Below are 21,145 nucleotides of genomic sequence, written 5' to 3'. Positions count from 1 at the left end.
GTTTATTTCCCCAAAAGCTCCTCCAGCTTTTCCTTGGGCTGAACGCCTACCAGCGTAGCGGCGGCTTCTCCTCCCCGGAACAGGATAGCGGTAGGAATGCTCATCACATGATAGCGGGCGGCAAGATCGGGCTCTTCGTCGATATTCACCTTGCCCACCTTTACGCTGCCCTCGTTTTCCTCAGCAAACTCATCTACAATGGGAGAGAACATGCGGCAGGGGCCGCACCAGCTGGCCCAAAAATCCACCAGAACAGGCTGCGACGCCGAAAGCACCTCTTTATCAAAATTATCCTTCGTCAATGTGAGTACTGCCATCTGAATCTTCCTTTCTTTTTCAGTATGATGTTACTATAGCATATCCTAAAACGGAAAAAACTTCCCTGTTTTCCTGCAAAAAACTCTTTTCTAGAAACGAACACGCCCTAGCAGCTAAAAACCAAATCGCATACTTCCCGAACCTTCATCTCTTCAAAATATGCGTTTTCCATGGGGATCCATTCCTCTAAAAACCGCCGAAGCATGAAGCCGCCGTTTCTTTCCAGGATCCGGGTGCTCTGTTCCGCCGGAGAAATGGATAAAAACACCTTGACGTCATAGTATTCCCGAAGCTCCGGGTGCATGCAGTACGCGCCCTCTAAAAAATTAATCTTTTTAGGCTGTACCTCCACCGGCGCGCTCAGCTTCATGGCGGAACAGTCGAAAGGAGAGTAGGAAAAAGCTTTCTTTTCCGAAAGCCTTTCACAAATTTCCTCCCGAAAGCGCTCTCTATCCATGTTGCCGCCTGTTTCGGAAAGCCGCTCCGGGGTACGCTTTTCTAAGGGAAGGAAAAAATCGTCCGCATGGAACACATTGCAGTCAAAAATCTGTGCCAAAAGCTTTGCCAGCGTAGTTTTCCCCGCCCCGCTGTTTCCGTCTATCGCCACAGTCACGCTGCCCTTTTCCTTCAGGCACTGCTCCATGGCGGCGTAAAGCCGCACATATGCGCCGTATTCCCGGCGAATGACCCGGTAAGCGGGCTCATAGGTCCTGCGGTATTCCTCGCTGTGCCGCACGGGGGTATAGCCGCCTTTCTTATATTCCCGCAGGTACTCTTCCACCTGCTTTGCGGAAAAAGGGAACGGACTCTCCTTTCCCTTGCTCAGCTCCCAAAACAACCGAAGCTTTTCCTCAAAAAGAAACCACGCCGCCTTCGGCACACCCCGGGAGGACGCCACAAAAAGCCGGTTTATCATCTCCGGGGAAAGCTCCTTGCCGGCGGAAAGATTGATTCGGCAGAAATGGCCGCACAGATGGAAAAAATAGGGGTGCTTTTTCTGTTTTTCCGAAAGGCCCGCGATTTCCTCCCGTAGATAACGCAGGGAAGCCTCTTCATCCGTTATCATATGTCCGCTGCCGAATTCGGACTGAAATAAATGCTTTACGTAATCGGCGATCTGCGCTTTTGGGTGGTCTCTGGCGCAATCGATCAGGAATTTCTGGGTTTCCCAGATATCCTGTTTGTTGATCGTCTCCATGGGTATCCCCTCCTCTATAGACGATTTCTTTTCCCTTCAGCAAAGCTCCGCAAGCTCGCAAAAATCGGCAAAGCTTCCGTGCTTGATCCCGGAAAGCTCCCGGTTTTCCCGATTGATCAGGCAATCTGTTACCAGATAAGCCTCCAGCCCCAGCTCCAGAGAAGCCAGGTCCTCCGCAGCATCGTTTCCCACCATCAGGCATTCCTCCGGGCGCTTTCCGGTCCTTTCCAGGATCTGCCCAAAATAGGCGGGGTTCGGCTTACAGAAGGAATATTCCTCATAGCTTGTGATCTCCAGAAAATCCTCAGGTGCAAGGCCGATCCAGGAAAGCCGGGTTTTGACCGCCACGGCGGGAAACAGCGGGTTTGTGGCCAGGATCACGGAATAGCCCTTTTCCCGCAGGCCCCTGACCGCCCCCGCGGCCAAAGGATTTTCCCCTACTGAGTCTTTCACCCGGTCAAACTCTTCCGCGTAAAAGCGGTCGAATACCGGGCGCAGCTTTAACGCCTCCTGCCCCATTTCCCCGGCAAACACCTGCCAGAAGCGCTCTACATTTTTTGCGCTGCCATCGTTTTTCGCCATGGCCCCGGTGCCCTTCCACACAGCGGCGGTAAGCTTTTCCCCATCAGAATAGCCATACTCCGCGCCCTTTTTAGCCAGCTCTCCAAAATAGGCTTTTATAAATTTCTTTTCGTCCATGGGAAGCAGCGTGCCGTCCAGATCAAACAGGACGGTCGTGATTTTTTGATTGAGTGCCATAAGGTCAAATACCTTTCCTAAAGCTTCCGGGAAATAAACCCCAGGGCTTTATCTCTTTGGAATATTTTTCGCGGCGATCACATTGACCCCGGTGTCCGCCACGTTTTCGATCACCACGTCGCCCAGCCTGACCGGGGCGGAAACCGCCGCTTTCCGAATTTCCTCCATACAGGGAAAAATCTTTTCCTTGGGGATATCGGTTTCCGTGCGCACAGGAACCACAGGCGCCTTTCCGCCCTGCACCTTTACGATAGAGGTAACGGTGCGCACAGGGGCGGTCACCTCCCGCTTTCCGTATTCCTCTCCCCGCTTGCAGGTATTGCCGGAAACGGAGACCGCTTCCCCTTTTTCATTGAGCTCTACCCGCAGCCCGCAGCCTAAGGGGCAGCCGATACAGATCAGTTCTTTGGTTTCCATACAGCGCCCTCCCTTCACCGCTTAGCGGAATGTACTTCCTCTTCGGCCCAGAGGGTAATGCTCTCTTCTGTTCCGGTCAGCCATTCCTGTTTTAAGACGATCTGTTCCATTTCGCCGGGGGCCATTACAGGCCGTTTCCGGCGCAGCAGCTCTTTTCCGCCTGCCTTTACTACCACAGAAGCGTTCCGCAGATTTTTTCCTACCCGGAAACGCACCACAAGCTGGGGCCCCATTTTTTCCGGATCTACCGTGCAGGGCACCGTATACCGCACCGCGCCCTCCGGCTTCAGGGGAATTTCTCTTCCCCCGGCCTTCTGCCCTTCCATGCAGTACTCCGCCGCGCGTTTCCCCGCCTGTTCCGCTTCCTCCGATACATAGTCCACCAGGTCATGAACATGCAGCACATTCCCGCAGGCAAACACCCCGGGAATGCCGGTCATCAGGCTCTCGTTGACCCTGGGCCCGCCGGTTACGGGAGAAAGCTCCACGCCGATTTCCCGGGAAAGCTCGTTTTCCGGGATCAGCCCCACCGAAAGCAGCAGGGTATCGCAGGAAATTTCCTCCTCGGTGCCGGGAATGGGCTTCAGGTTTTCGTCCACCCGGGCAATCGTTACCCCGGAAACCCGCTCCTTTCCCCGAATATCCACCACAGTATGGCTGAGCTTCAGGGGAATGCCGTAATCGTTCAGGCATTGGACTATGTTTCGTTTGAGCCCGCCGGAGTAGGGCTGAATTTCCGCCACGCATTTTACCTTCGCGCCCTCCAACGTCATACGGCGGGCCATGATCAGCCCGATATCCCCGCTGCCTAAGATCACGACCTCCCGGCCCGGCAGATAGCCCTCCCGGTTTACCAGGCGCTGGGCCGTTCCGGCGGAGAAGATCCCGGCCGGGCGAAGCCCCGGGATATTTAACGCGCCTCTGGGCCGCTCCCGGCAGCCCATGGCAAGTACCACAGCCTGGGCCTCTGTCTGCACCAGGCCCTCCTGCCGGCTGACCGAGGTGACCAGCAGGCCTTCCCCGGAGGGGGCTCGCTCCAGCCCGATCACCGTGGTGTTCAGCTTCGCCGGGATTTCCAGCGCGGCCGCTTTTTCCACATATCTCCCTGCGTATTCCGGCCCGGTCAGCTCCTCCTTGAAGGTGTGCAGCCCGAAGCCGTTATGGATGCACTGGTTTAAAATGCCGCCCAGCTCCGGCTCCCGCTCTAAAATGATCACGTCTGTAACGCCGCTTTCCCGGGCGGCAATGGCCGCCGCCAGCCCGGCGGGGCCGCCGCCGATGATCACAATGGCATGCTTCATGCTCCCGCACCTCTCTCTCAACGGATTTTTTCCGAAACAATGCCGGAGGCTTTTCCGCTTTTACAAATCTTTTCCAGAGGTATTTCACATTCCCCGGAAAGCAGCTCCATCACCCTGGGGGAGCAGAAGCCGCTCTGACAGCGGCCCATTCCGGCCCGGGTACGCCGCTTTACCCCGTCCAGGGTTCTGGCCCCCAGCGTACTGTGAATAGCGTCGAGTATTTCTCCCTCGGAGATCTCCTCGCACCGGCAGACGATAGCGCCGTATGCCGGATTTTCCCGAATTTTTTGGATTCGTTCCTCCAGGGGCAGGGCCGCGATCCGCAAAACGCCTCTGCGAACCGGAATAAAATTCTTCTTCTCCGAAAGCCCCAGCTTTTCCGCAATCTGTGCCGCCAGATATTCCCCGATGGCCGGGGCGCTGGTCAGGCCGGGAGATTCGATCCCGGCGGCGTCGAAAAAGCCCGGGGCGCTTTCTCCCAGCACAAAGTCGTCGCCCTCCTCATGGGCCCGCAGACCGGAAAAAGAGGTGATGACCTGGCGCAGAGGCAGCCTGTTCACTGCCAGGGCGGACTTTTCCATCACTTCGGCAAGCCCCTGGGCCGTTGTTGCCGTATTTTCCTTTTCCTCTGTATCGGCCGCAGTCGGGCCCACCAGCAAATTGCCGTGAACAGTGGGGGAGACCAGCACGCCTTTTCCGTACTTCCCCGGCAGCTGGAAAATAGTGCGGCTCACATGGCCCCCCGCGCTTTTATCCAGCAGCATATATTCGCCCCGCCGGGCAGTAATATGAAGCTTTTCCTCGCAGGCCATATTGTGGAGCTTATCGGCAGATACCCCCGCCGCGTTGACGACGGCCCTTGCCTCCACATCGCCTTCCCCGGTATGCAGAAGCCAGCCGTTTTCCGTTTTTTCCAGGGAGAGGACCTGGGTGTTAAACCGGAATTCCACACCGTTCTGCGCGGCGTTTTCCCCCAGCCCCAGGGTCAGCTCAAAGGGGCATACGATCCCGGAGGTCTCCGCCAGCAGCGCACCGCAGACCTCTTCCTTCAGGTTGGGCTCCAGGGCCCTGGCCTCCTGCCCTGTCAGCAGCCGCAGGCCGGGCACGCCGTTTTTTCGCCCTCTTTCATACAGCTCCCGCAGCTTCGGCAGTTCCTCTTCCCTGAGACAGACCACCAAGGCCCCGGTTCTTTGAAACGGAATGTCCAATTCCTCTGAGAGCTTGTCCATCATGGCGTTGCCTCGGACGTTCATTTTCGCCTTCCAGCTTCCGGGCTCCGCGTCGAAGCCTGCGTGGATAATGGCGGAGTTCGCCTTGCTGGTGCCCTCGCATACATCGGGTTCCTTTTCCACCACCAGAAAGCTGCCTTCCCGCCGGGAAAGCTCCCTTGCCACCGCACAGCCGGTCACACCGGCGCCAACGATTACCGCGTCATACCGCTTCATAGACCGTCCTCGCTTTGTTAAAAGTTTCAGCCTTAACCATAGCATAATTTCCGCCATACCGCAAGAGCGAGAACCTAAAAAAACAAAGAATTGGAAAAGAAAATCATTGCTCCCAAACTTTCCGCGTTTCCCTTGACATTGACGGAAAAATCTAGGAAAATAGTAGCAAACAGGTTTTAAGCGAACAAAGGGGAGAATTTCTATGGAATACTTGATCGGGATCGACCTTGGCACCAGCGGAACAAAAACCGTGCTGTTTGACAAGGAGGGAGGCGTAGTAGCCAGCGCCCTTGCGGAATATCCCCTGATCCAGGAGAAAAACGGCTGGGCGGAGCAGGAGCCCGGAGACTGGTGGCAGGCCGCCGTGAAAACTTTGCGCACGGTAGTGGCGGAAAGCGCCGTGGATCCCGCCGGGATCAAGGGGATCGGCATTTCCGGGCAGATGCACGGCCTGGTAATGCTGGATCAAAACGGGGAGGTGCTGCGCCGCTCCATTATCTGGTGTGACCAGCGCACCGCCGAGGAATGCGTGGAGCTCACGGAACGGGTAGGGGAAAAGCGGCTCATTGACATCACCGCGAACCCTGCCATGACGGGCTTTACCGCCTCTAAAATTTTGTGGGTGCGAAAGCATGAGCCGGAGCTTTATGAAAAATGCGCCCATATCCTGCTTCCCAAGGACTACATCCGTTATATGCTCACCGGCGACTTTGCCACGGAGGTTTCCGACGCCTCCGGCATGCAGCTTCTGGACGTGCCGAACCGCTGCTGGAGCCGGGAGGTCCTGGAAAAGCTGGACATCGATCCTGGGCTTTTGGGAAAGGTGTACGAATCTCCGGAGATCACCGGCGTGATCTCTGAAAAGGCCGCTGCCCTGACCGGGCTGAAGGCGGGAACCCCGGTGGTAGGCGGGGCCGGAGACAACGCCGCCGCCGCGGTAGGCACAGGCGTGGTACGGGACGGCAGGGCCTTTACCACGCTGGGAACCTCCGGGGTGGTCTACGCCCATACGGACAAGATCACCATTGATCCCAGGGGCAGGGTGCACACCTTCTGCTGCGCCGTGCCCGGCGCCTGGCACGTCATGGGCGTGACCCAGGGGGCAGGGCTTTCCCTGAAATGGTTCCGGGATAATTTCTGCAGGGCGGAAAAGGAAACCGCCGCCGGAATGGGCGTGGATCCCTATTTCCTTATGGACAAGGAGGCGGAGCAGTCGCCCATCGGCTGCAACAAGCTTTTGTACCTGCCCTATCTGATGGGGGAGCGCACTCCCCATCTGGATCCGGACTGCCGGGGCGTGTTCTTCGGGCTTTCCGCCATTCACACCAAGCGGGATCTGCTGCGGGCGGTGCTGGAGGGCGTGGTCTATTCCCAGCGGGACAGCGTGGAGATCCTGCGGGAAATGGGCGTATCCATCGGGGAGATGATGGCCTGCGGCGGCGGCGGTACCTCGCCCCTTTGGCGGCAAATGCTGGCCGACGCCTATAACTGCCCGGTAAAAACCGTAAAGTCAAAGGAAGGCCCCGCCTTGGGCGTGGCGATCTTGGCCGGCGTAGGCGCGGGCCTGTACCCCTCTGTCCAGGCCGCCTGCGATACCATGATCCGCACAAATCCCGCCCAGCCCGCCATTCCGGAAAATGTGCCGCTGTACGAGCGGTATTACCAGGTCTACCGCAGCCTCTACCCGGCCCTGAAAGAAAGCTATCAGCACCTGGCAAAGATAGAAGAATAGCCGTCGTTTTCAGAAACGGTATTCTTCACCGTTCTATCACAGCATACAAAAGAGCACGGCTGCACTACACAGGCAGCCGTGCTCTTTTAGATTCCGGATATTTAGATGCTGGATTCTAGAGGTAGATGCAACGAATCATGAGCAATGCCGTTAGGCCCCACTTGCGCGAGTAAGGGGTGCTGGTCTCCGGTGGAGAACTCAGCTGTCGCTTCAGGCATTGCTGAACGTGCCTCACCGGGGCATAGCAACCGAAGCGAAACGGAGAAAGCTGTCATGCGTCAGCATGACTGAGGGGTTCTGCCCGAATAGTTGTAAAACGCAGGGGTTATACGGGGTTACAACGAGTTGGAACCCCTCCGCCAAGTCTCGCCGGTCGGCTCGGTCAGTTCGTACCAGCGTTCCGCCGGATCGTTTTTTAGAAGATAATCGTTAACTGCCAAGGCGCTGAAAGTCAGCTTGATTTTCAAAGTGCGGTATGCTAAAATACCATACGAGATATTCCAATATTTAGGGCAGATACCACAAAATATGGAAAGCACTTGGGAGGCAGAGGAATGGAAGAACGCTGGAAGCTGTGGCTGGACTGGGAGATGAAGGAATTCTCTGAGCTCTTTCAGCAGTTCAACAAAAGGCTGATGAAAAAGGTGCCGCTGTGGATGGGTGTGAGCATATTCGGCATGGTGGCGCTGGGCTTTTTGGTGGGATATGACGCGGCCTATGTATTTCGCGTTCATTTTCTCATCGGGCTGGGCCTTGCCTTGGTGATCCTGCTGTGCTTTTGGCTTCAGACAAGGCTGGTTTCCATGAAAAAGGTGCGCCCGGCCTATGAGCAGGCGTTCGGGAAGCTTTCCGGGGAAGAAAAGGCGGCGTTTCTCCGGCAGATGGAGCTGAAAACCTACGGGAAGCTGAACTTCTTGAACGGCACAACGGATAAATACCCCTGCCGCCTTCTGGTGGGGCCGGAGTATTGGCTCTATTTCAGGGATCTGAGCTGCCGCATTGTCAAAGCGGAGGAGATCCAAAGCCTTACGGGCCGGGAGGAAAAAACCAGGGTAGACTATACCCTGGGAAATACCCGGGTCAGCCAAAAGCTGACGGTAGCCGTATCTTTGGTGATCGAATACCGGGCGGAAAGCGGCAAGGGGCAGGAAAACCTGCTGCTGGAGAACGGCGGACAGCTTGAGCAGGCGGTGGAGCTGATCCGAAGGTACTGTCCCAGGTGCGCAGAGCTTTTTTTCTGAATATACAAGAAACAACAGCGGCGAAGAGGGGCTGCGCAAAAAACATTGCGGAGGGAAAAACATGATGAAAAAGACTGGAATTCGTTTGGGACTCCTTTGCCTTGCCCTGCTGGTGAGCATGACGGCCTTTGCGGGCTGCTCGGAGCTCTTGGGCGGAGAAAGCTCCAAGGAAGAGGAAACACTGTACCCCGTTTCCGTAAACGGCAGGGAGATCCGGGTGGGAGAAACCACCATGCAGACGCTGCTGGACGCGGGCTATGAGGTCACGGTGTCCGAATGGACGGAGGACCACAGCGATATCGAGGAATATGAGGTGGACCCGGAGCAGCTGCTGGACGCCGATTCCTACTACTCCGGAGGCTCCGTATGGCTTTCGGAAAGCTCCTTTGCCCACGTTTCCTTTGTGACAAACGAAACCCCGGTAAAGCTTTCGGGCGCAGTGATCGCCCGCATGGAATTTAACCTGGGCGCGGAGGAAAGCACCGACCTGCTGGAAAAGCTTCAGATAAATGGCGTGCCTGTTACAGAGATCACCCGGGAAAAGGCGGAGGAAATGTTTCCCGATTTTACCGGGAACGAGGGTATGTGGCTTAAGTACGGACTGGATTACAAATACGACCTGAATTTTGATTCCGCCACAGGCAGGCTGATGAAGTTTTCCGTAGAGCGCAGCTATGATGTGGATTATACTGAGGACTAGCTGCTGGAAATGAGCAATTAGCAATGAAGGGCAAGTTCTCTCTTTTATCATTCTGAGGAACGAAGTGACGAAGAATCTCGCCTTTAAAGCTCTTCAAAAAAAGGCCCAAAGGACGAGATCCTTCACTTCGTTCAGGATGACAATTCGGGGCAGCCCTTTTCCTTATTCTAACAACTGACTACTAACGGCTAACGACTAAAGAATCAGGCGCTGCAAGCAACACTTGTGTTGCTTGCAGCGCCTGTGTCCTTGACCTTATAATTGCTCATTGCTAATTTCTCATTACTCATTGCTCATGCTGTCCTGCTCCACTCAGCTGCCTGAAAGTAAAAGCGGTCCCTATAAACTCAGGTCGGCGGGATCTCCCGCCTCCTCCAGGGAATTTAACTCCGCTTGGGAAGAGCGGGAGGAACCAAGATTCAGCCTTGCCAGGCGGATCAGGGCGATGAGAATGGAGGTAGCTCCCAGCTTTACGCTTAAGAGATCGGGGCAGTCTCCGGCCTGGGCGGCCTGATTTGCCAGCTCTTCCGCCTGCTTTTGAAATCCGAACAGGGCGCAGAGGACAATGAGAGAAGCGGCGTTCTGCAGTTCCAGGGGGCCGGGGCCGGAAAGGGAAGCGGCAGGATCCTCCGCCTGAAGCAGCAGCTCCTCCCGCTGAACGTCTAAGGAACGGTATTGCAGGGCGATGCCTAAAAAAAGGGTGCGGAGCATTGCTTGGCTTTGGCAAAGGAGCTGAAGCTCCCGCTCCGGTTTCTCGGAGGCCCCTGCCCGCTCTATCCTATGGTTCATAAAAAAACACCCCCCGCCTTGTCCGGAATCACGGCGTTTTGCCGTCATTTCCATGGTATGCAGGGCAGGGAGGCCTTGTGTTTTCAGAATCAGGAAACTGTTGGGGAAACCGCGGCCGGCGGCACAGCGCACAGCCTGTTTTCCGGGCCGATTTCGCTTCTTCCCGGCTTATTCGCCCAGGCTGAGGCATTCCCGGTTGTCCCAGAGGTACTTGACGCCGGAAAGCAGCGTAACGGCGGCGACCAGCCAGCAGAGAATTTGTGTGACAAGGGAAATGAGAAAGGCTCCGTCCGCCGGAAGAAGAGCGCAGGCAAAGTAGTAGAGCAGCACCGTGACCATCTGCAAAACGGTTTTTACCTTGCCCCACAGGTTGGCGGCGATCACCTTTTGATTGGCGGCGGCCAGCATGCGCACCCCCGCCACGGCGAATTCCCGGAACAGCACAATGGCCAGCACCACAGGGCTGCACACGCCGTCTGTTACCATATAGAGCAGGGCGGCGGTGGTGAGCATTTTATCAGCCAGCGGATCGGCGAATTTTCCGAAATCCGTCACCAGGTGATTTTTTCTGGCCAGATAGCCGTCCAAAAAATCGGTGATGCTGGCGGCGGCGAAAATAATGCCGGATAAGAGACTCCAAACAGGGGAAAAATCGCTTTGCCCGAAATGGGAAAGGGCGGCAAACACCATAAATACCGGAACCAGAAGCACCCGGAGCAGGGTCAGCTTGTTGGGAAGATTCAGCTTCATGGGAGATCACATCCTTTTTCCAAAGAGATCGCAGTCCACACAGTCTTCAATGAGCACCTTTACAAAGGAGCCTAACACCGGCTTTTTTTCAGCGGTGAAAAACACCTTGCCGTCAATGTCCGGGGCGTCCATGGCCGAGCGGCCGAACCAGCATTCCGCGTACCGGTCAAAGCCCTCGGTAAGCACCTCGACGGTCTGCCCGATCCTGGCCTGCCCCTTGCGCTCCATCAGAAGGGTTTGAGAATCCATGATCAGCTCGGCCCGGTGCTCCTTCACCTCTTCCTCCAGCTGTTCGGGAAGCTCCGCCGCCGGAGTTCCCTCCTCCTGAGAATAGGCAAAGCAGCCCAGGCGGTCAAATTCTATTTCCTTTACAAATTCCGCCAGCTCGGTAAAATCCTCCTCTGTTTCGCCGGGGAACCCGGTGATCAGGGTGGTGCGCAGGGTGACCCCCGGCACCTTTTCCCGGATTTTCCGGAGAAGGGCGGTAAGGCTTTCCCGGCTGCCCCGGCGGTTCATGGCGCGAAGCACCTGTTCCGAAGCGTGCTGTAAGGGCAGGTCAATGTATTTTACGATTTTTTCTTCCGCGGCCATCACCTCCAGCAGCTCATCGGTGATGGAATCCGGATAGCAGTACAGCACCCGGATCCAATGAAGCCCCTCTATGTTGCACAGCCTTTTCAAAAGCTTCGCCAGAGAATATTCCCCGTACAGGTCTATGCCGTACCGGGTGGTGTCCTGGGCGATGAGGGTAAGCTCCCTGGCGCCGTTTTCCACCAGAGCCCTGGCCTCCTCCTCAATGCTTTCCATGGTACGGCTGCGGTAGCCGCCCCGGATCATGGGAATGGCGCAGTAGGTACAGCGGTTATCACAGCCCTCCGCGATCTTCAGATAGGCGGACCAGCTGGGGGTGGAAAGCTCCCGGGCCCCGCACAGGGGCATTTTTTCCTTTTCGGGAAAGCTTTCCACAAAGCTTCCCTCCATCATTTTTTGAAGATGGGCGGCGATTTCTCCGTTGGCCCCGATGCCCAGCACGGCGTCCACCTCAGGAAGCTCTTTGTGGATCTCCTGCTGGTACCGCTCCGAAAGGCAGCCGGTGACCACCAGCTTTTTGATCTGTCCCTCTTTTTTCAGCTGGGCAAGCTCCAGAATTTCTTCAATGGATTCCTTTTTCGCACTTTCGATAAAGCCGCAGGTGTTGACGATGGCAATATCGGCAAGGGCCGCGTCCTCCACCGTTTCAAAGCCGCCCTTTTTGAGGGCCGCCATCAGCATTTCCCCGTCCACCTGATTTTTTGCGCAGCCTAAGCTGACCATTCCCACCCTGATTGCCATAGCGATCTCCTTTTACTTCGGTTGAATAAAGCTTCGTAAAATCCTGAAAAACTCTTCATTTTTCGGGCCCGCCGGGGTTAAAATCTTTTCCGCCCGGCCCAGGGCCTCCCATTCCTCGTAGGGGAGCCACTTTACATCGATGGTTTCCCCAGGCTGTAGAACAATGTCCTTTACGTCAATATTTCGGCGCAAGCCGTACACATCATTAAAAAGCCCGGTTCCGTCCGGCTCTGTGGACTGTACCCGGTAGAGAAAAATAAACTCTTCCAGTTCAGCAAAAATGCCGGTTTCCTCCTGCAGTTCCCGTTGGGCAGCAGCCCGGCTGGTTTCTCCGGCCAAGGCTCCGCCGCCAGTGTTCTCCCAGATACCGGGACAAAATTTCTTTTCCGGGCTGCGCAAGGTACAAAGGATCTCTCCTTGATCGTTTCCCACTGCAATAATGGCCCCCAGGTGGTACTCTCCTGGCTTCATAGGAGTCCCTCTGGCATGAAAGCGTCCTGTTTTTTCCCCATTTTCGTCATAAATATCCCAAAGTTCCATGATGCTTACCTCTCCATGCCGAGCAGCGCACCGGCCTTCTGCACGGCAAGCTTCACATAATCGCCCAGAGACAGCTCCTCTATGCCCACTACGGTAACAGAGCAGCGATTTACCGGAATCAACAGCTTTTGCGCTGTGCTTTCAGATACGGCGGCCGCCATCTTCGGGGTGATCTCCCCATACAGGGCATTGGCGGTAATGATCCCCATGGGCCCTGCGATAATATCCGCGTCCGCGCAGTTGACTACCACCGGGTTTTCCCCGGTAGCTCCCGCGTCCGCTCCGGCCTTGAGCATGGCGGTGGTGGCGGCGGAATTGGTGCCCACGGCGATCACCTGGGCGGAAATGCCGGAGGCCTTCAGCTGAGCGGTCAAAGCGGCGCCCATTTTGCCGCCCTGGCCATCGATCACAACAATTTTTTTCATAGTACGGTTCCCCTGTTTCCCCGGAAAAGGACCGGAAGCAAAGCTCCTATTTCTCCGCGTCCCTTTCCCGCTTTTTTCGTTCTCGCGCCTTCCTTCGCTTTTTCGAGGCGTTTTTCAAATCGTCCTGGATCCCGCTGAATTCCAGCCACATGCTGACCTCCGCGCCCAGAAAGAGAATGTACATGCAGAAAAACAGCCAGTACATTAAAATCACCAGGGTGGCCAGGCTGCCGTAAATGGAAAAATTGGAGAAATTCTCCACAAACAGAGAGAAGAAAAAGGAAAACAGAACCCAGCCCGCAGCCCCGAAGGCCGCGCCCGCCAGATTGTGCAGGAACTTGATCCGCCGGCGGGGCAGGAAGGTGTACATCAGGGTAAAGAAGATAAACAGCAGCAAAAATCCCACCAGGGATTTGAAATTGATCAGCAAGGTGGCAAAGAAGGGCGGCGAATGCTTCAGCAGGTAATTGTAGATGGTAGAGCCGAACACCAGAAGGGCCGCCGTAACCAGGATCACCACGGCAAAGGCCAGCACGTACAGGATCGCCACAGCCCGCAGCCGCACAAGGCCCCGGCTTTCCTTCACCTCGTAAATTTGATCCAGGCCTTTGATCACGGCCACCATGGCCATGGAGGAGGTCCACACCGAGGTGATCACGGCCACCGGCAAAACGCCGCCGGATTCCAGGGGGTTTGGAAACAGCGCCTCCACAAAGGAGGACACGCTTTCCGGAAAAAGCCGCAGGGCGGCTTCCAAAATCGGCACACCGGAGGAAAAATGAATGCGCTGCATCAGGGTGAGCACCAGGGCGATAAAAGGCAGAAAGGAGATGATGAGAAAAAAAGCGCCGTGAGCGGAGGCGGAATCCAGCCTGTCCCGGGTAACGCGGCCCGCAAACCATTTGATATGCTTTTTGATAAGCTTCATTGGGCGCTCTCCTTTCCGGTTTTTGGAGGCGGAAGGCAAACTTCCACCATGCAAAAGCAGTATAGCATAAAGCTTTCAGTTTTACAATCCTTTGCGCTTTTTAGAGCGCTTTCTCCCAGTATAGTAAAAGCTCCACGCAAAATCTGCCGAAAAGGGCAGCGGCTGCGCCGCGGCCACTCGAGAACCCTCTTGGTGCGGGAAACCGGTTTCTGACCCGACCGTTGGAAAGCGGATAAATTAGAATTTAACGGTAATCCGCTCACCTCCCGTCTGTCATTCTGAACGAAGTGAAGAATCTCGCTCTTTGTCCTTTCGCCCTGGGATTAAGGTCGAGATCCTTCGTCAAGAAAGCTATAGCTTTCTTGACGAAGGATGACAAGGGGGAAAAGAGTGTGCTAACCTATCATTTAACATTTTTCTTCCGATCGGGTCAGAAAGTGTTCTCCCGCACCGAGCAGGGACACGAGTGCCAGCGGCGGCTCGCCGCCAACATCGAAAAAAGGCTGCCGCAAAATTTTGCGGCAGCCTTTTTTCGTATTGTTTATTTTTCCGCGGCCTCCAGCAGCGGGGCGGTATCCCAGTCGCCCACCAGGGGGCTATTGAGAATGCGGAATTTCCGGGTTTCCTCCCACAGTTTTTGCAGGGCGGGGAAGCTTTCGTCCGGGGTGAGCAGCAGCTCTGCCAGCCGGTCCAGCTCGGAAAGCTCCTGTTCCGTAAGAGACTCAAATTTTCCCTCAATATAGCAGGGCTGGAACAGATAGGAGATCTCATCGTTCATCAGAGCGTGAAAATCGTAAAACAGATAGCGGATCACGGCCTTTAAGGAGCAGGTGCCCAGGCCGTCCGCATAGAGGAACCGCGTGCCATCGTCCCTGCCGGAGCGAATATCCAGCCAGGCCTTTGCCGCCCAGTCGAATTCCCCCTCCCGCATGTCGTACTGGGTAACGGGCAGGGAAAGCCCCTCGTAAAAACCGTCGGCGTCAAAGGTGATCCAGCGGTTTTCCCTGTTGTTCCAAACCTGATTGATCCAGTGATCCATACTGACGCCGGGCTTGAAATAGGGGGCAAAGCCTGCCCGGCTGCGGCAGGGGATCCCCTTGGCCTTGTAAATGGCGGAAACCAGCACGGAAACATACCGGCAGGTCAAAATCAGCTTGTGCTCCACCGCCCGGTCCGGCACGAAGCCCCGCTGATCCAGCCGGAACAGCTCGGCGGCCATGGCGGGGGCCGTGAGAAAAAGGTCGTCCTCACAGCGGTGGCGGTGCCAGGGATATTCCGTCATATCCCCATAGCGCAGGTCGGCGTTGGCGTTTGTGTTCCCCTCCCGCAGTGTGACCCGGTGAACGATCTGATGGGACACGAGCTCCCCCAGCTCTTTCGGATCGTCCGGCAGGCTTTTGAAATATTCCTGATAAAGCCCTGAATACGTGTACGGCCCGGTGCTTAAAAAATGCTTCCGCAGGTTTTCTTTCAACATAAATAGGCTCCTTTGGTTTTAGATGCTGGATACTAGATAGCAGATGCTAGATGGTGGTGGCACCGCTATATTCAATGAGCAATGAGCAATTAGAAATGAGCAATTTAAGGTCAAGGGAAGAGCTTGCTAAATTGGAATTTATCGATTACCCGCTCACTTTCCAACTGTCATTACTGAACAGACAAGCACAAAAAGCTATAGCTTTTTAACCTTGCTTTCTCGGTGAAGAATCTCGTTCTTTGGGCCTTTTTGAAGGGCTTTAAGGTCGAGATTCTTCGTCAAGAAAGCTATAGCTTTCTGCGTTCCTCAGAATGACAGGAGGGAACTGTTCGCTAAACTATCATTTATCGCCTCGTCCTTGACCTTCATTGCTAATTCCTCATTCCTCATTTCCGCCGCCTTAAAGCTTTTGAATGGGGAAAAACTGATAGTTTTCCCCGGTTTTGGGATCGGTATAGTCGTAGACGGCTCCGGCCAGCTTCCGGTTTTCCTGCCGGAGCTGCTCCAGTGCCTGGGAGAAAGCCTGTGGGCCTGCTTCCGTGACCAGGTATTCATAGCCGGGAGAGACCCACTTCACCCAGCCCGCAGGGGCCTCGACGGATCCCTCCACCTCCACGCCCGCCAGGTAAAGGCCCTTTGAAAAGTCGTTTTCCCAGGGGAGAAAGGCCATGCCGCAGTCGGACATCAGGCCCCAGAACCCGGCGAAAGCTCCGTCTTCCCTTTTCTTTGCCAGGGCGGCTACTTCTTCAAAATGAGAGTTTGCCTCCTGCCACAGCCGCCCGATAAATCCTTCTCCGTCCTCGGTGGAGCCCAGCTTCCCAATGACGGCAAAGCTCTCCTTCTTCCGAATTTCATACTTCATTTTTTCTTTCTCCTTTCCCAGTGCCTGACTGTATGATACCGTACATTTTACCCTCTCGTCCTGTCAAATTCCACCCGCTTTTGTCCCGCTCACCTGAAAGCCCTTGCTCTAATACTCACAACTAACGACTATTTCCCCTTGCGGCTTTTCCCGCTTCGTATTACAATGGGAAAAGACAGATTTATTTTCCGAAAGGAGCCTGCTTTTATGAAATCCCAGACCCCGAAATTCCCCTATCTGCTCCACGGCGGAGACTATAATCCCGACCAATGGCTGGAGTGCCCCGACATTTTGAAAAAGGATATTGAGCTGATGAAAAAGGCCCATATCAACTGTGCTTCCGTGGGTATCTTCTCCTGGGCCAAACTGGAGCCCAGGGAGGGCGAGTATCAGTTCGGCTGGCTCCGGAAAATTATTGACGATCTGTATGAAAACGGCATTTACACGGTGCTTGCCACTCCCTCCGGCGCAAAGCCCGTGTGGATGAGCGAAAAATATCCGGAGATCCGCCGGGTCTCCCGGGAGCTTGTACGGGACGAGACCGGCGGGCGGCACAACCACTGCTATACCTCTCCCCTTTACCGGGAAAAGGTAAAGGCCATCGATACCGCCCTGGCGGAGCAGTTTGCCTTTCACCCCGGCGTGCTTTTGTGGCACCTTTCCAACGAATACGGGGGCGTTTGCTATTGTCCCCAGTGCCAGGCGGCCTTCCGGCAGTGGCTGAAGAAAAAGTACGGTACCCTGGAGGAGCTGAACCATCAGTGGTGGACAGATTTCTGGAGCCACACTTATACCGATTGGGAGCAGATCCATGCCCCGGTGCCTAACGGCGAGACCGGCACCCACGGCCTGAACCTGGATTGGAAGCGTTTTACCACCGATCAGGTCATCGATTTTATGAGGCTGGAACGGGACGCGGTAAAGGCCGTGAACCCGATGCTTCCCGTTACCACGAATTTCATGTACTATTTTGACGACTATAATTACGGCAAATTCCGGGACGAACTGGACGTGATCTCCTGGGACAGCTACCCCTGGTGGAAGGCGGGCGACAACAGCGAAACCGCCGCTCAGGTGGCCCTGTGGCACGATGTGATGCGCTCCTTGAAAAAGCAGCCCTTCCTGCTGATGGAATCCACCCCCAGCATGACAAACTGGACGCCGGTTTCCCGCCTGAAGCGCCCGGGCATGCACATGGCCCAGTGCATGCAGGCCATTGCCCACGGCTCCAATTCCGTGCAGTATTTTCAGTTCCGCAAAAGCAGGGGCTCTACCGAAAAATTTCACGGAGCGGTGGTGGATCACTACGGCGGCTCCGATACCAGGGTGTTCCGGGACGTGACCGAGGTGGGGCAGCGCTTGGAAGAGCTGAGCAGCCTCGCCGTCAGTATGAGTAAGCCTCAGGTGGCTTTGCTGTTTGATACGGAAAACGGCTGGGCCATGAAGGACGCGGCAGGCCCCAGAAACTGCGGAATCCATTATGTGGAAACAGTGCAGCAGCACTACCGGGCCCTGTGGAAGCAGGGCATTGCCGTAGACGTGATCGACGAGGAGAGGGATCTTTCCGGCTACCGGCTGGTGATCGCCCCCATGCTGTACCTGCTGCGAGGCGGGATCGAGGAAAGGCTCCAGCGCTTTGTGGAAGGCGGCGGCACGCTGGTGGGAACATATCTTACCGGCCTTGTGAATGAAAACGATCTGTGCTATCTGGGCGGCTGGCCCGGCGCGGGACTCAGAGAGCTGTTCGGCGTTTGGAACGAATCTACCGACGGTCTGTGGGACGGGGAGAAAAACACCCTTTGTATGGGGGAAAAAACTTATGAGATCGCGGAGCTCTGCGCCCTGATCCACGCGGAAGGCGCCAGGGTGCTGGGAACCTACGGAGAAGACTTTTACCGGGGAGAGCCTGCCCTTACCGTAAACGGATTCGGGGCCGGGAAAGCCTATTATATTGCCGCCAGAACGGAAAACCGCTTCTGCGATGATTTTTATCACGAGCTGGCGGAAGAGCTGGGGCTGAAAAAGGCCCTGGACAGCGACCCGCCTCAGGGTGTGGAAGCCTGCCTGCGGGAAACAGAGGAGGAGCGTTACCTGTTTCTGCAAAACTTCTCCGGCGTGGAAAAAAGCGTTTCTCTGCCCCATGGGTACAGGGATTTTCAAACCGGAGAAGAAAAAAAGGAAGTTGTTTTGCCTCCTTACGGCTCTGCCGTATTGCAGGGAAGCACAAAATAAGGGGGAGATTGCCCCGAAAAACTGTAGGGGCTGTGAAAAATCAAAATTCTCTAAAATTTTCGCAGGTTTTTGTAGAATTGCGGACAGGATTGTGTTAAGATTTTATTCATAAAAGGCCCGGCAGCTTCCCTTGTCAAGTGAAGCTACAATCAAATATTTGCGGACAGAGAAAGGATGGCCAGCAGAATGGAACAATCGGCGCAGTTTTTTTTCAGCCCCCAAAACCGTGTAGCTCCTTTGGGGATCGTTTCCCTGGAGGGTGCGACAGAGCTTTCCGGCAAGATCGAGGCTCACCTGCTGAGATGGGCGAAAGAGGCAGGCGTGAAGGTCGATACCTTCCAGATCAAGGCAAGCTGCCCCCGGTTCTCCTCCGGGGACGGAAAGGGGATCATTACCGATACGGTTCGGGGCTATGACCTGTTTTTCATTGTGGATGTAGGGAATTACAGCTGTGTCTATAACTATTTCGGCAAGGAGAACCACATGTCTCCCGACGACCATTTTCAGGATCTGAAGCGGCTGATCCAGGCGGCCAGCGGCAAGGCCCATCGAATCAACGTGATCATGCCCCTGCTGTACGGCGGCAGGCAGCACCGCAGAAGCTACCGGGAATCTCTGGACTGCGCCGTGGCCATGCAGGAGCTTCACGCCATGGGGGTGGAAAATGTGGTCACCTTTGACGCCCACGACCCCAGGGTACAAAACGCCGTGCCTCTGATGGGTTTTGACAACCTGATGCCCAGCTATCAGGTACTGAAGTCCATGTTCCGCAATTTTCCGGATCTTTCCACCGACCGGAACGATTTTATGATCGTCAGCCCCGACGAGGGCGCCCTGAGCCGCAATATGTACTATGCCTCTGTGCTGGGAGTGGAAATGGGCATGTTCTATAAGCGCCGGGATTATTCCCGGGTGGTGGACGGACGAAACCCCATTGTGGCCCACGAGTATCTGGGCTCCGATGTGGAAGGGAAGGATGTATTCATTGCCGATGATATCATCTCTTCCGGGGAATCCATGCTGGACATTGCCTATAATCTGAAGGAAAGAAAGGCAAAGCGCATTTTCGCCTATGCCACCTACGCCATTTTCACCAACGGCCTTGCCACCTTTGATAAGGCCTACCGAGAAGGCGTGATCGACGGCGTGTTCGGTTCCAACCTGACCTACCGCACGGAAGAGCTGAAAAACCGCCCCTGGTTCTATGAAGTGGATGTGTCAAAGTACATCGCGTATTTTATTTCCGCTTTGAACCATGATATTTCCGTAAGCTCCCTGATCGACCCTCACCAGAAGATCGACGCGCTTCTGGAAAGGCGGCGGGAAGAGCGCAGCAAATACCAGGGACAGCAGCTGAGCTTTGAGAAATAAGGAACCCTTTTGCCCAAAAGGCATAAAATAAGCTAGTATTGCGAAGAAGGAAAGAAGTATCCCCGGAGATACCGGGCAGCAGAGAGAAAAGGGCGTGGAGGGCATGGCGAAAGCCGTGCTTTCCCGGCTGAAACCCTTTTTGGCCGCGGCAGGGGAGAATGCATTCCGGAGCAGGCGGGGGGAAATCCCCACCCGGCGGGAGCCGTTATCCTCCGCAGGAGAACAAAGCGAAGTGGAACCGCGCGAAACAGCGCCTTCGCAGACGAAAAATCCGTCTGCGAAAGCGCTGTTCGTTTTTAAATGGTGAATGAGCAATGAGCAATGAAGGGCGGGGCGGTAAATGATAGTTTGGCACCCATTCTCTGTCATTGCTGAGCAAAAAGCGAAGCTGGCTTCGCTTTTTCAGCAAAGCAAGCTTTGCTGCCGCGAAGAATCTCGTTCTTCGGACTTTTACTCAGAAACAAAGGGCGAGATTCTTCGCTTCACTCAGAATGACAGGTGAAAGGACCTTTCCCTTGACCTTAAATTGCTCATTCCTCATTCCTCATTGCTAATTGCTCACTGCGCATCGTGCGCAGCAGCGCTGCCATTGTCTAGCATCTAGTATCCAGCATCTAAATACCCAAGAAGGTGATTATTATGTTTCAAAAGCTGAAGGAGGATCTGAACGCTGTTATGGAGCGGGATCCGGCGGCACGCTCCAGGCTGGAAGTATTTTTTCTTTATTCCGGATTTAAGGCGGTGCGGGCCCATCGCAGGGCAAACTGGTTTTACCGGCACAATTTGAAATTTCTGGCCCGGTTCATTTCCCAGCGCTCCCGGAAAAAGACCGGGATCGAGATCCACCCGGCGGCCAAAATCGGCCGGGGACTCTTTATCGACCATGGCATGGGCGTGGTCATCGGCGAGACCGCCGAGATCGGGGATTTCTGCACCCTGTATCAAAATGTGACCCTGGGCGGCACCGGAAAGGATCAGGGCAAGCGCCACCCCACCCTGGGAAACCATGTGCTGGTGGGCGCGGGGGCAAAGGTGCTGGGCCCCTTTACCGTAGGTGACAACGCCCGGGTAGCGGCGGGGGCCGTGGTGCTGGACGCCGTTCCGCCGGACGCCACCGCGGTGGGCGTGCCGGCCCGGGTGGTGAAGATCGGCGGGAAAAAGGTAGAATGCGCCAGCACCCAGCTGGATCAGATCCATGTGGCGGACCCTGTTTCCATGGAGCTCTGTCATCTGCGGGGCCAGCTGGAGCGCATGCAGAACGAGCTGAACAATCTGCTGGAGGAAAAAGAAACCGGTGAAAAAGCCCGGGTAGAAAAAGGAGAATAAAA

20 protein-coding genes are annotated in these 21,145 nt (G+C 55.5%); 6 read left to right on the top strand and 14 right to left on the bottom strand.

The annotated features are described in order from the left end of the window. Nucleotides 1-2: 2 nt before the first annotated feature. The 6 genes from trxA to U8T64_RS02695 form a co-directional block, all read right to left on the bottom strand. A complete protein-coding gene (trxA, locus tag U8T64_RS02720) occupies nt 3-317 on the bottom strand; it encodes a thioredoxin (protein WP_322180711.1) in 315 nt (104 codons plus the stop codon). 107 nt (nt 318-424) lie between these two features. Then, entirely contained in the window at nt 425-1,516 is a 1,092-nt protein-coding gene (locus U8T64_RS02715; RefSeq protein ID WP_322180709.1) for a uridine kinase family protein, read from the bottom strand. Nucleotides 1,517-1,552: 36 nt separating this feature from the next. Continuing rightward, nucleotides 1,553-2,275 carry an HAD family hydrolase gene (locus U8T64_RS02710; RefSeq protein ID WP_322180707.1) on the bottom strand — a complete coding sequence of 241 codons (723 nt, stop codon included), beginning with the start codon at nt 2,273-2,275 and terminating at the stop codon, nt 1,553-1,555. Nucleotides 2,276-2,323: 48 nt separating this feature from the next. Further along, nucleotides 2,324-2,692, bottom strand: a complete 369-nt coding sequence (locus tag U8T64_RS02705) for a DUF1667 domain-containing protein (RefSeq protein ID WP_322180705.1) — start codon at nt 2,690-2,692, stop codon at nt 2,324-2,326. 14 nt (nt 2,693-2,706) lie between these two features. After that, nucleotides 2,707-3,993: an NAD(P)/FAD-dependent oxidoreductase gene (locus U8T64_RS02700; protein ID WP_322180703.1), complete on the bottom strand. Its 1,287-nt coding sequence runs from the start codon at nt 3,991-3,993 to the stop codon at nt 2,707-2,709. Nucleotides 3,994-4,010: 17 nt separating this feature from the next. After that, nucleotides 4,011-5,438, bottom strand: a complete 1,428-nt coding sequence (locus tag U8T64_RS02695; RefSeq protein ID WP_322180701.1) for an NAD(P)/FAD-dependent oxidoreductase — start codon at nt 5,436-5,438, stop codon at nt 4,011-4,013. Between the two features lie 202 nt (nt 5,439-5,640). Here U8T64_RS02695 and xylB point away from each other — a divergent pair, with 202 nt between their 5' ends. The 3 genes from xylB to U8T64_RS02680 all read left to right on the top strand — a co-directional run bounded on the left by xylB (nt 5,641) and on the right by U8T64_RS02680 (nt 9,111). After that, a complete protein-coding gene (xylB, locus tag U8T64_RS02690; RefSeq protein WP_322180699.1) occupies nt 5,641-7,170 on the top strand; it encodes a xylulokinase in 1,530 nt (509 codons plus the stop codon). 554 nt (nt 7,171-7,724) lie between these two features. Then, nucleotides 7,725-8,411: a hypothetical protein gene (locus U8T64_RS02685; protein ID WP_322180697.1), complete on the top strand. Its 687-nt coding sequence runs from the start codon at nt 7,725-7,727 to the stop codon at nt 8,409-8,411. Nucleotides 8,412-8,472: 61 nt separating this feature from the next. Further along, a complete protein-coding gene (locus tag U8T64_RS02680) occupies nt 8,473-9,111 on the top strand; it encodes a hypothetical protein (RefSeq protein WP_322180695.1) in 639 nt (212 codons plus the stop codon). A gap of 339 nt (nt 9,112-9,450) precedes the next feature. Here U8T64_RS02680 and U8T64_RS02675 read toward each other — a convergent pair whose 3' ends face one another. The 8 genes from U8T64_RS02675 to U8T64_RS02640 all read right to left on the bottom strand — a co-directional run bounded on the left by U8T64_RS02675 (nt 9,451) and on the right by U8T64_RS02640 (nt 16,214). After that, nucleotides 9,451-9,900, bottom strand: coding sequence for a hypothetical protein (locus U8T64_RS02675; RefSeq protein ID WP_322180693.1), 450 nt, complete (start codon nt 9,898-9,900; stop codon nt 9,451-9,453). Nucleotides 9,901-10,068: 168 nt separating this feature from the next. Then, entirely contained in the window at nt 10,069-10,644 is a 576-nt protein-coding gene (gene pgsA, locus U8T64_RS02670; protein WP_322180895.1) for a CDP-diacylglycerol--glycerol-3-phosphate 3-phosphatidyltransferase, read from the bottom strand. 12 nt (nt 10,645-10,656) lie between these two features. Then, nucleotides 10,657-11,982 carry a 30S ribosomal protein S12 methylthiotransferase RimO gene (gene rimO / locus U8T64_RS02665; RefSeq protein WP_322180691.1) on the bottom strand — a complete coding sequence of 442 codons (1,326 nt, stop codon included), beginning with the start codon at nt 11,980-11,982 and terminating at the stop codon, nt 10,657-10,659. A 12-nt stretch (nt 11,983-11,994) separates the two neighbouring features. Continuing rightward, a complete protein-coding gene (locus U8T64_RS02660) occupies nt 11,995-12,522 on the bottom strand; it encodes an NUDIX hydrolase (RefSeq protein WP_322180689.1) in 528 nt (175 codons plus the stop codon). 5 nt (nt 12,523-12,527) lie between these two features. Next, nucleotides 12,528-12,947: a DUF3842 family protein gene (locus U8T64_RS02655; RefSeq protein WP_322180687.1), complete on the bottom strand. Its 420-nt coding sequence runs from the start codon at nt 12,945-12,947 to the stop codon at nt 12,528-12,530. Nucleotides 12,948-12,993: 46 nt separating this feature from the next. Beyond that, nucleotides 12,994-13,875 carry a YihY/virulence factor BrkB family protein gene (locus U8T64_RS02650; RefSeq protein ID WP_322180685.1) on the bottom strand — a complete coding sequence of 294 codons (882 nt, stop codon included), beginning with the start codon at nt 13,873-13,875 and terminating at the stop codon, nt 12,994-12,996. Nucleotides 13,876-14,416: 541 nt separating this feature from the next. Beyond that, nucleotides 14,417-15,352 carry a transglutaminase domain-containing protein gene (locus tag U8T64_RS02645; RefSeq protein ID WP_322180683.1) on the bottom strand — a complete coding sequence of 312 codons (936 nt, stop codon included), beginning with the start codon at nt 15,350-15,352 and terminating at the stop codon, nt 14,417-14,419. 400 nt (nt 15,353-15,752) lie between these two features. Then, the gene (locus U8T64_RS02640) at nt 15,753-16,214 is read right to left on the bottom strand and encodes a GyrI-like domain-containing protein (protein WP_322180681.1); all 462 of its coding nucleotides are present in this window, start codon (nt 16,212-16,214) and stop codon (nt 15,753-15,755) included. Between the two features lie 207 nt (nt 16,215-16,421). On the opposite strand from U8T64_RS02640, the gene U8T64_RS02635 reads away from it, so the two are divergent. The 3 genes from U8T64_RS02635 to epsC all read left to right on the top strand — a co-directional run bounded on the left by U8T64_RS02635 (nt 16,422) and on the right by epsC (nt 21,143). Next, the gene (locus U8T64_RS02635) at nt 16,422-18,446 is read left to right on the top strand and encodes a beta-galactosidase (RefSeq protein ID WP_322180679.1); all 2,025 of its coding nucleotides are present in this window, start codon (nt 16,422-16,424) and stop codon (nt 18,444-18,446) included. A gap of 186 nt (nt 18,447-18,632) precedes the next feature. Beyond that, on the top strand, nt 18,633-19,817 hold the full coding sequence (locus tag U8T64_RS02630; protein WP_322180677.1) for a ribose-phosphate pyrophosphokinase: 1,185 nt from the start codon (nt 18,633-18,635) through the stop codon (nt 19,815-19,817). Between the two features lie 639 nt (nt 19,818-20,456). Continuing rightward, on the top strand, nt 20,457-21,143 hold the full coding sequence (epsC, locus tag U8T64_RS02625) for a serine O-acetyltransferase EpsC (protein WP_322180675.1): 687 nt from the start codon (nt 20,457-20,459) through the stop codon (nt 21,141-21,143). Nucleotides 21,144-21,145: the final 2 nt, after the last annotated feature.

It is taken from the genome of Neglectibacter caecimuris (genome assembly GCF_034335015.1).
In the GTDB taxonomy this organism is placed as follows: domain Bacteria; phylum Bacillota; class Clostridia; order Oscillospirales; family Acutalibacteraceae; genus Acutalibacter; species Acutalibacter caecimuris_A.
The sequence above is the reverse complement of the archived record's forward strand: the minus strand, read 5'-3'. Positions and strand labels throughout refer to the sequence as shown.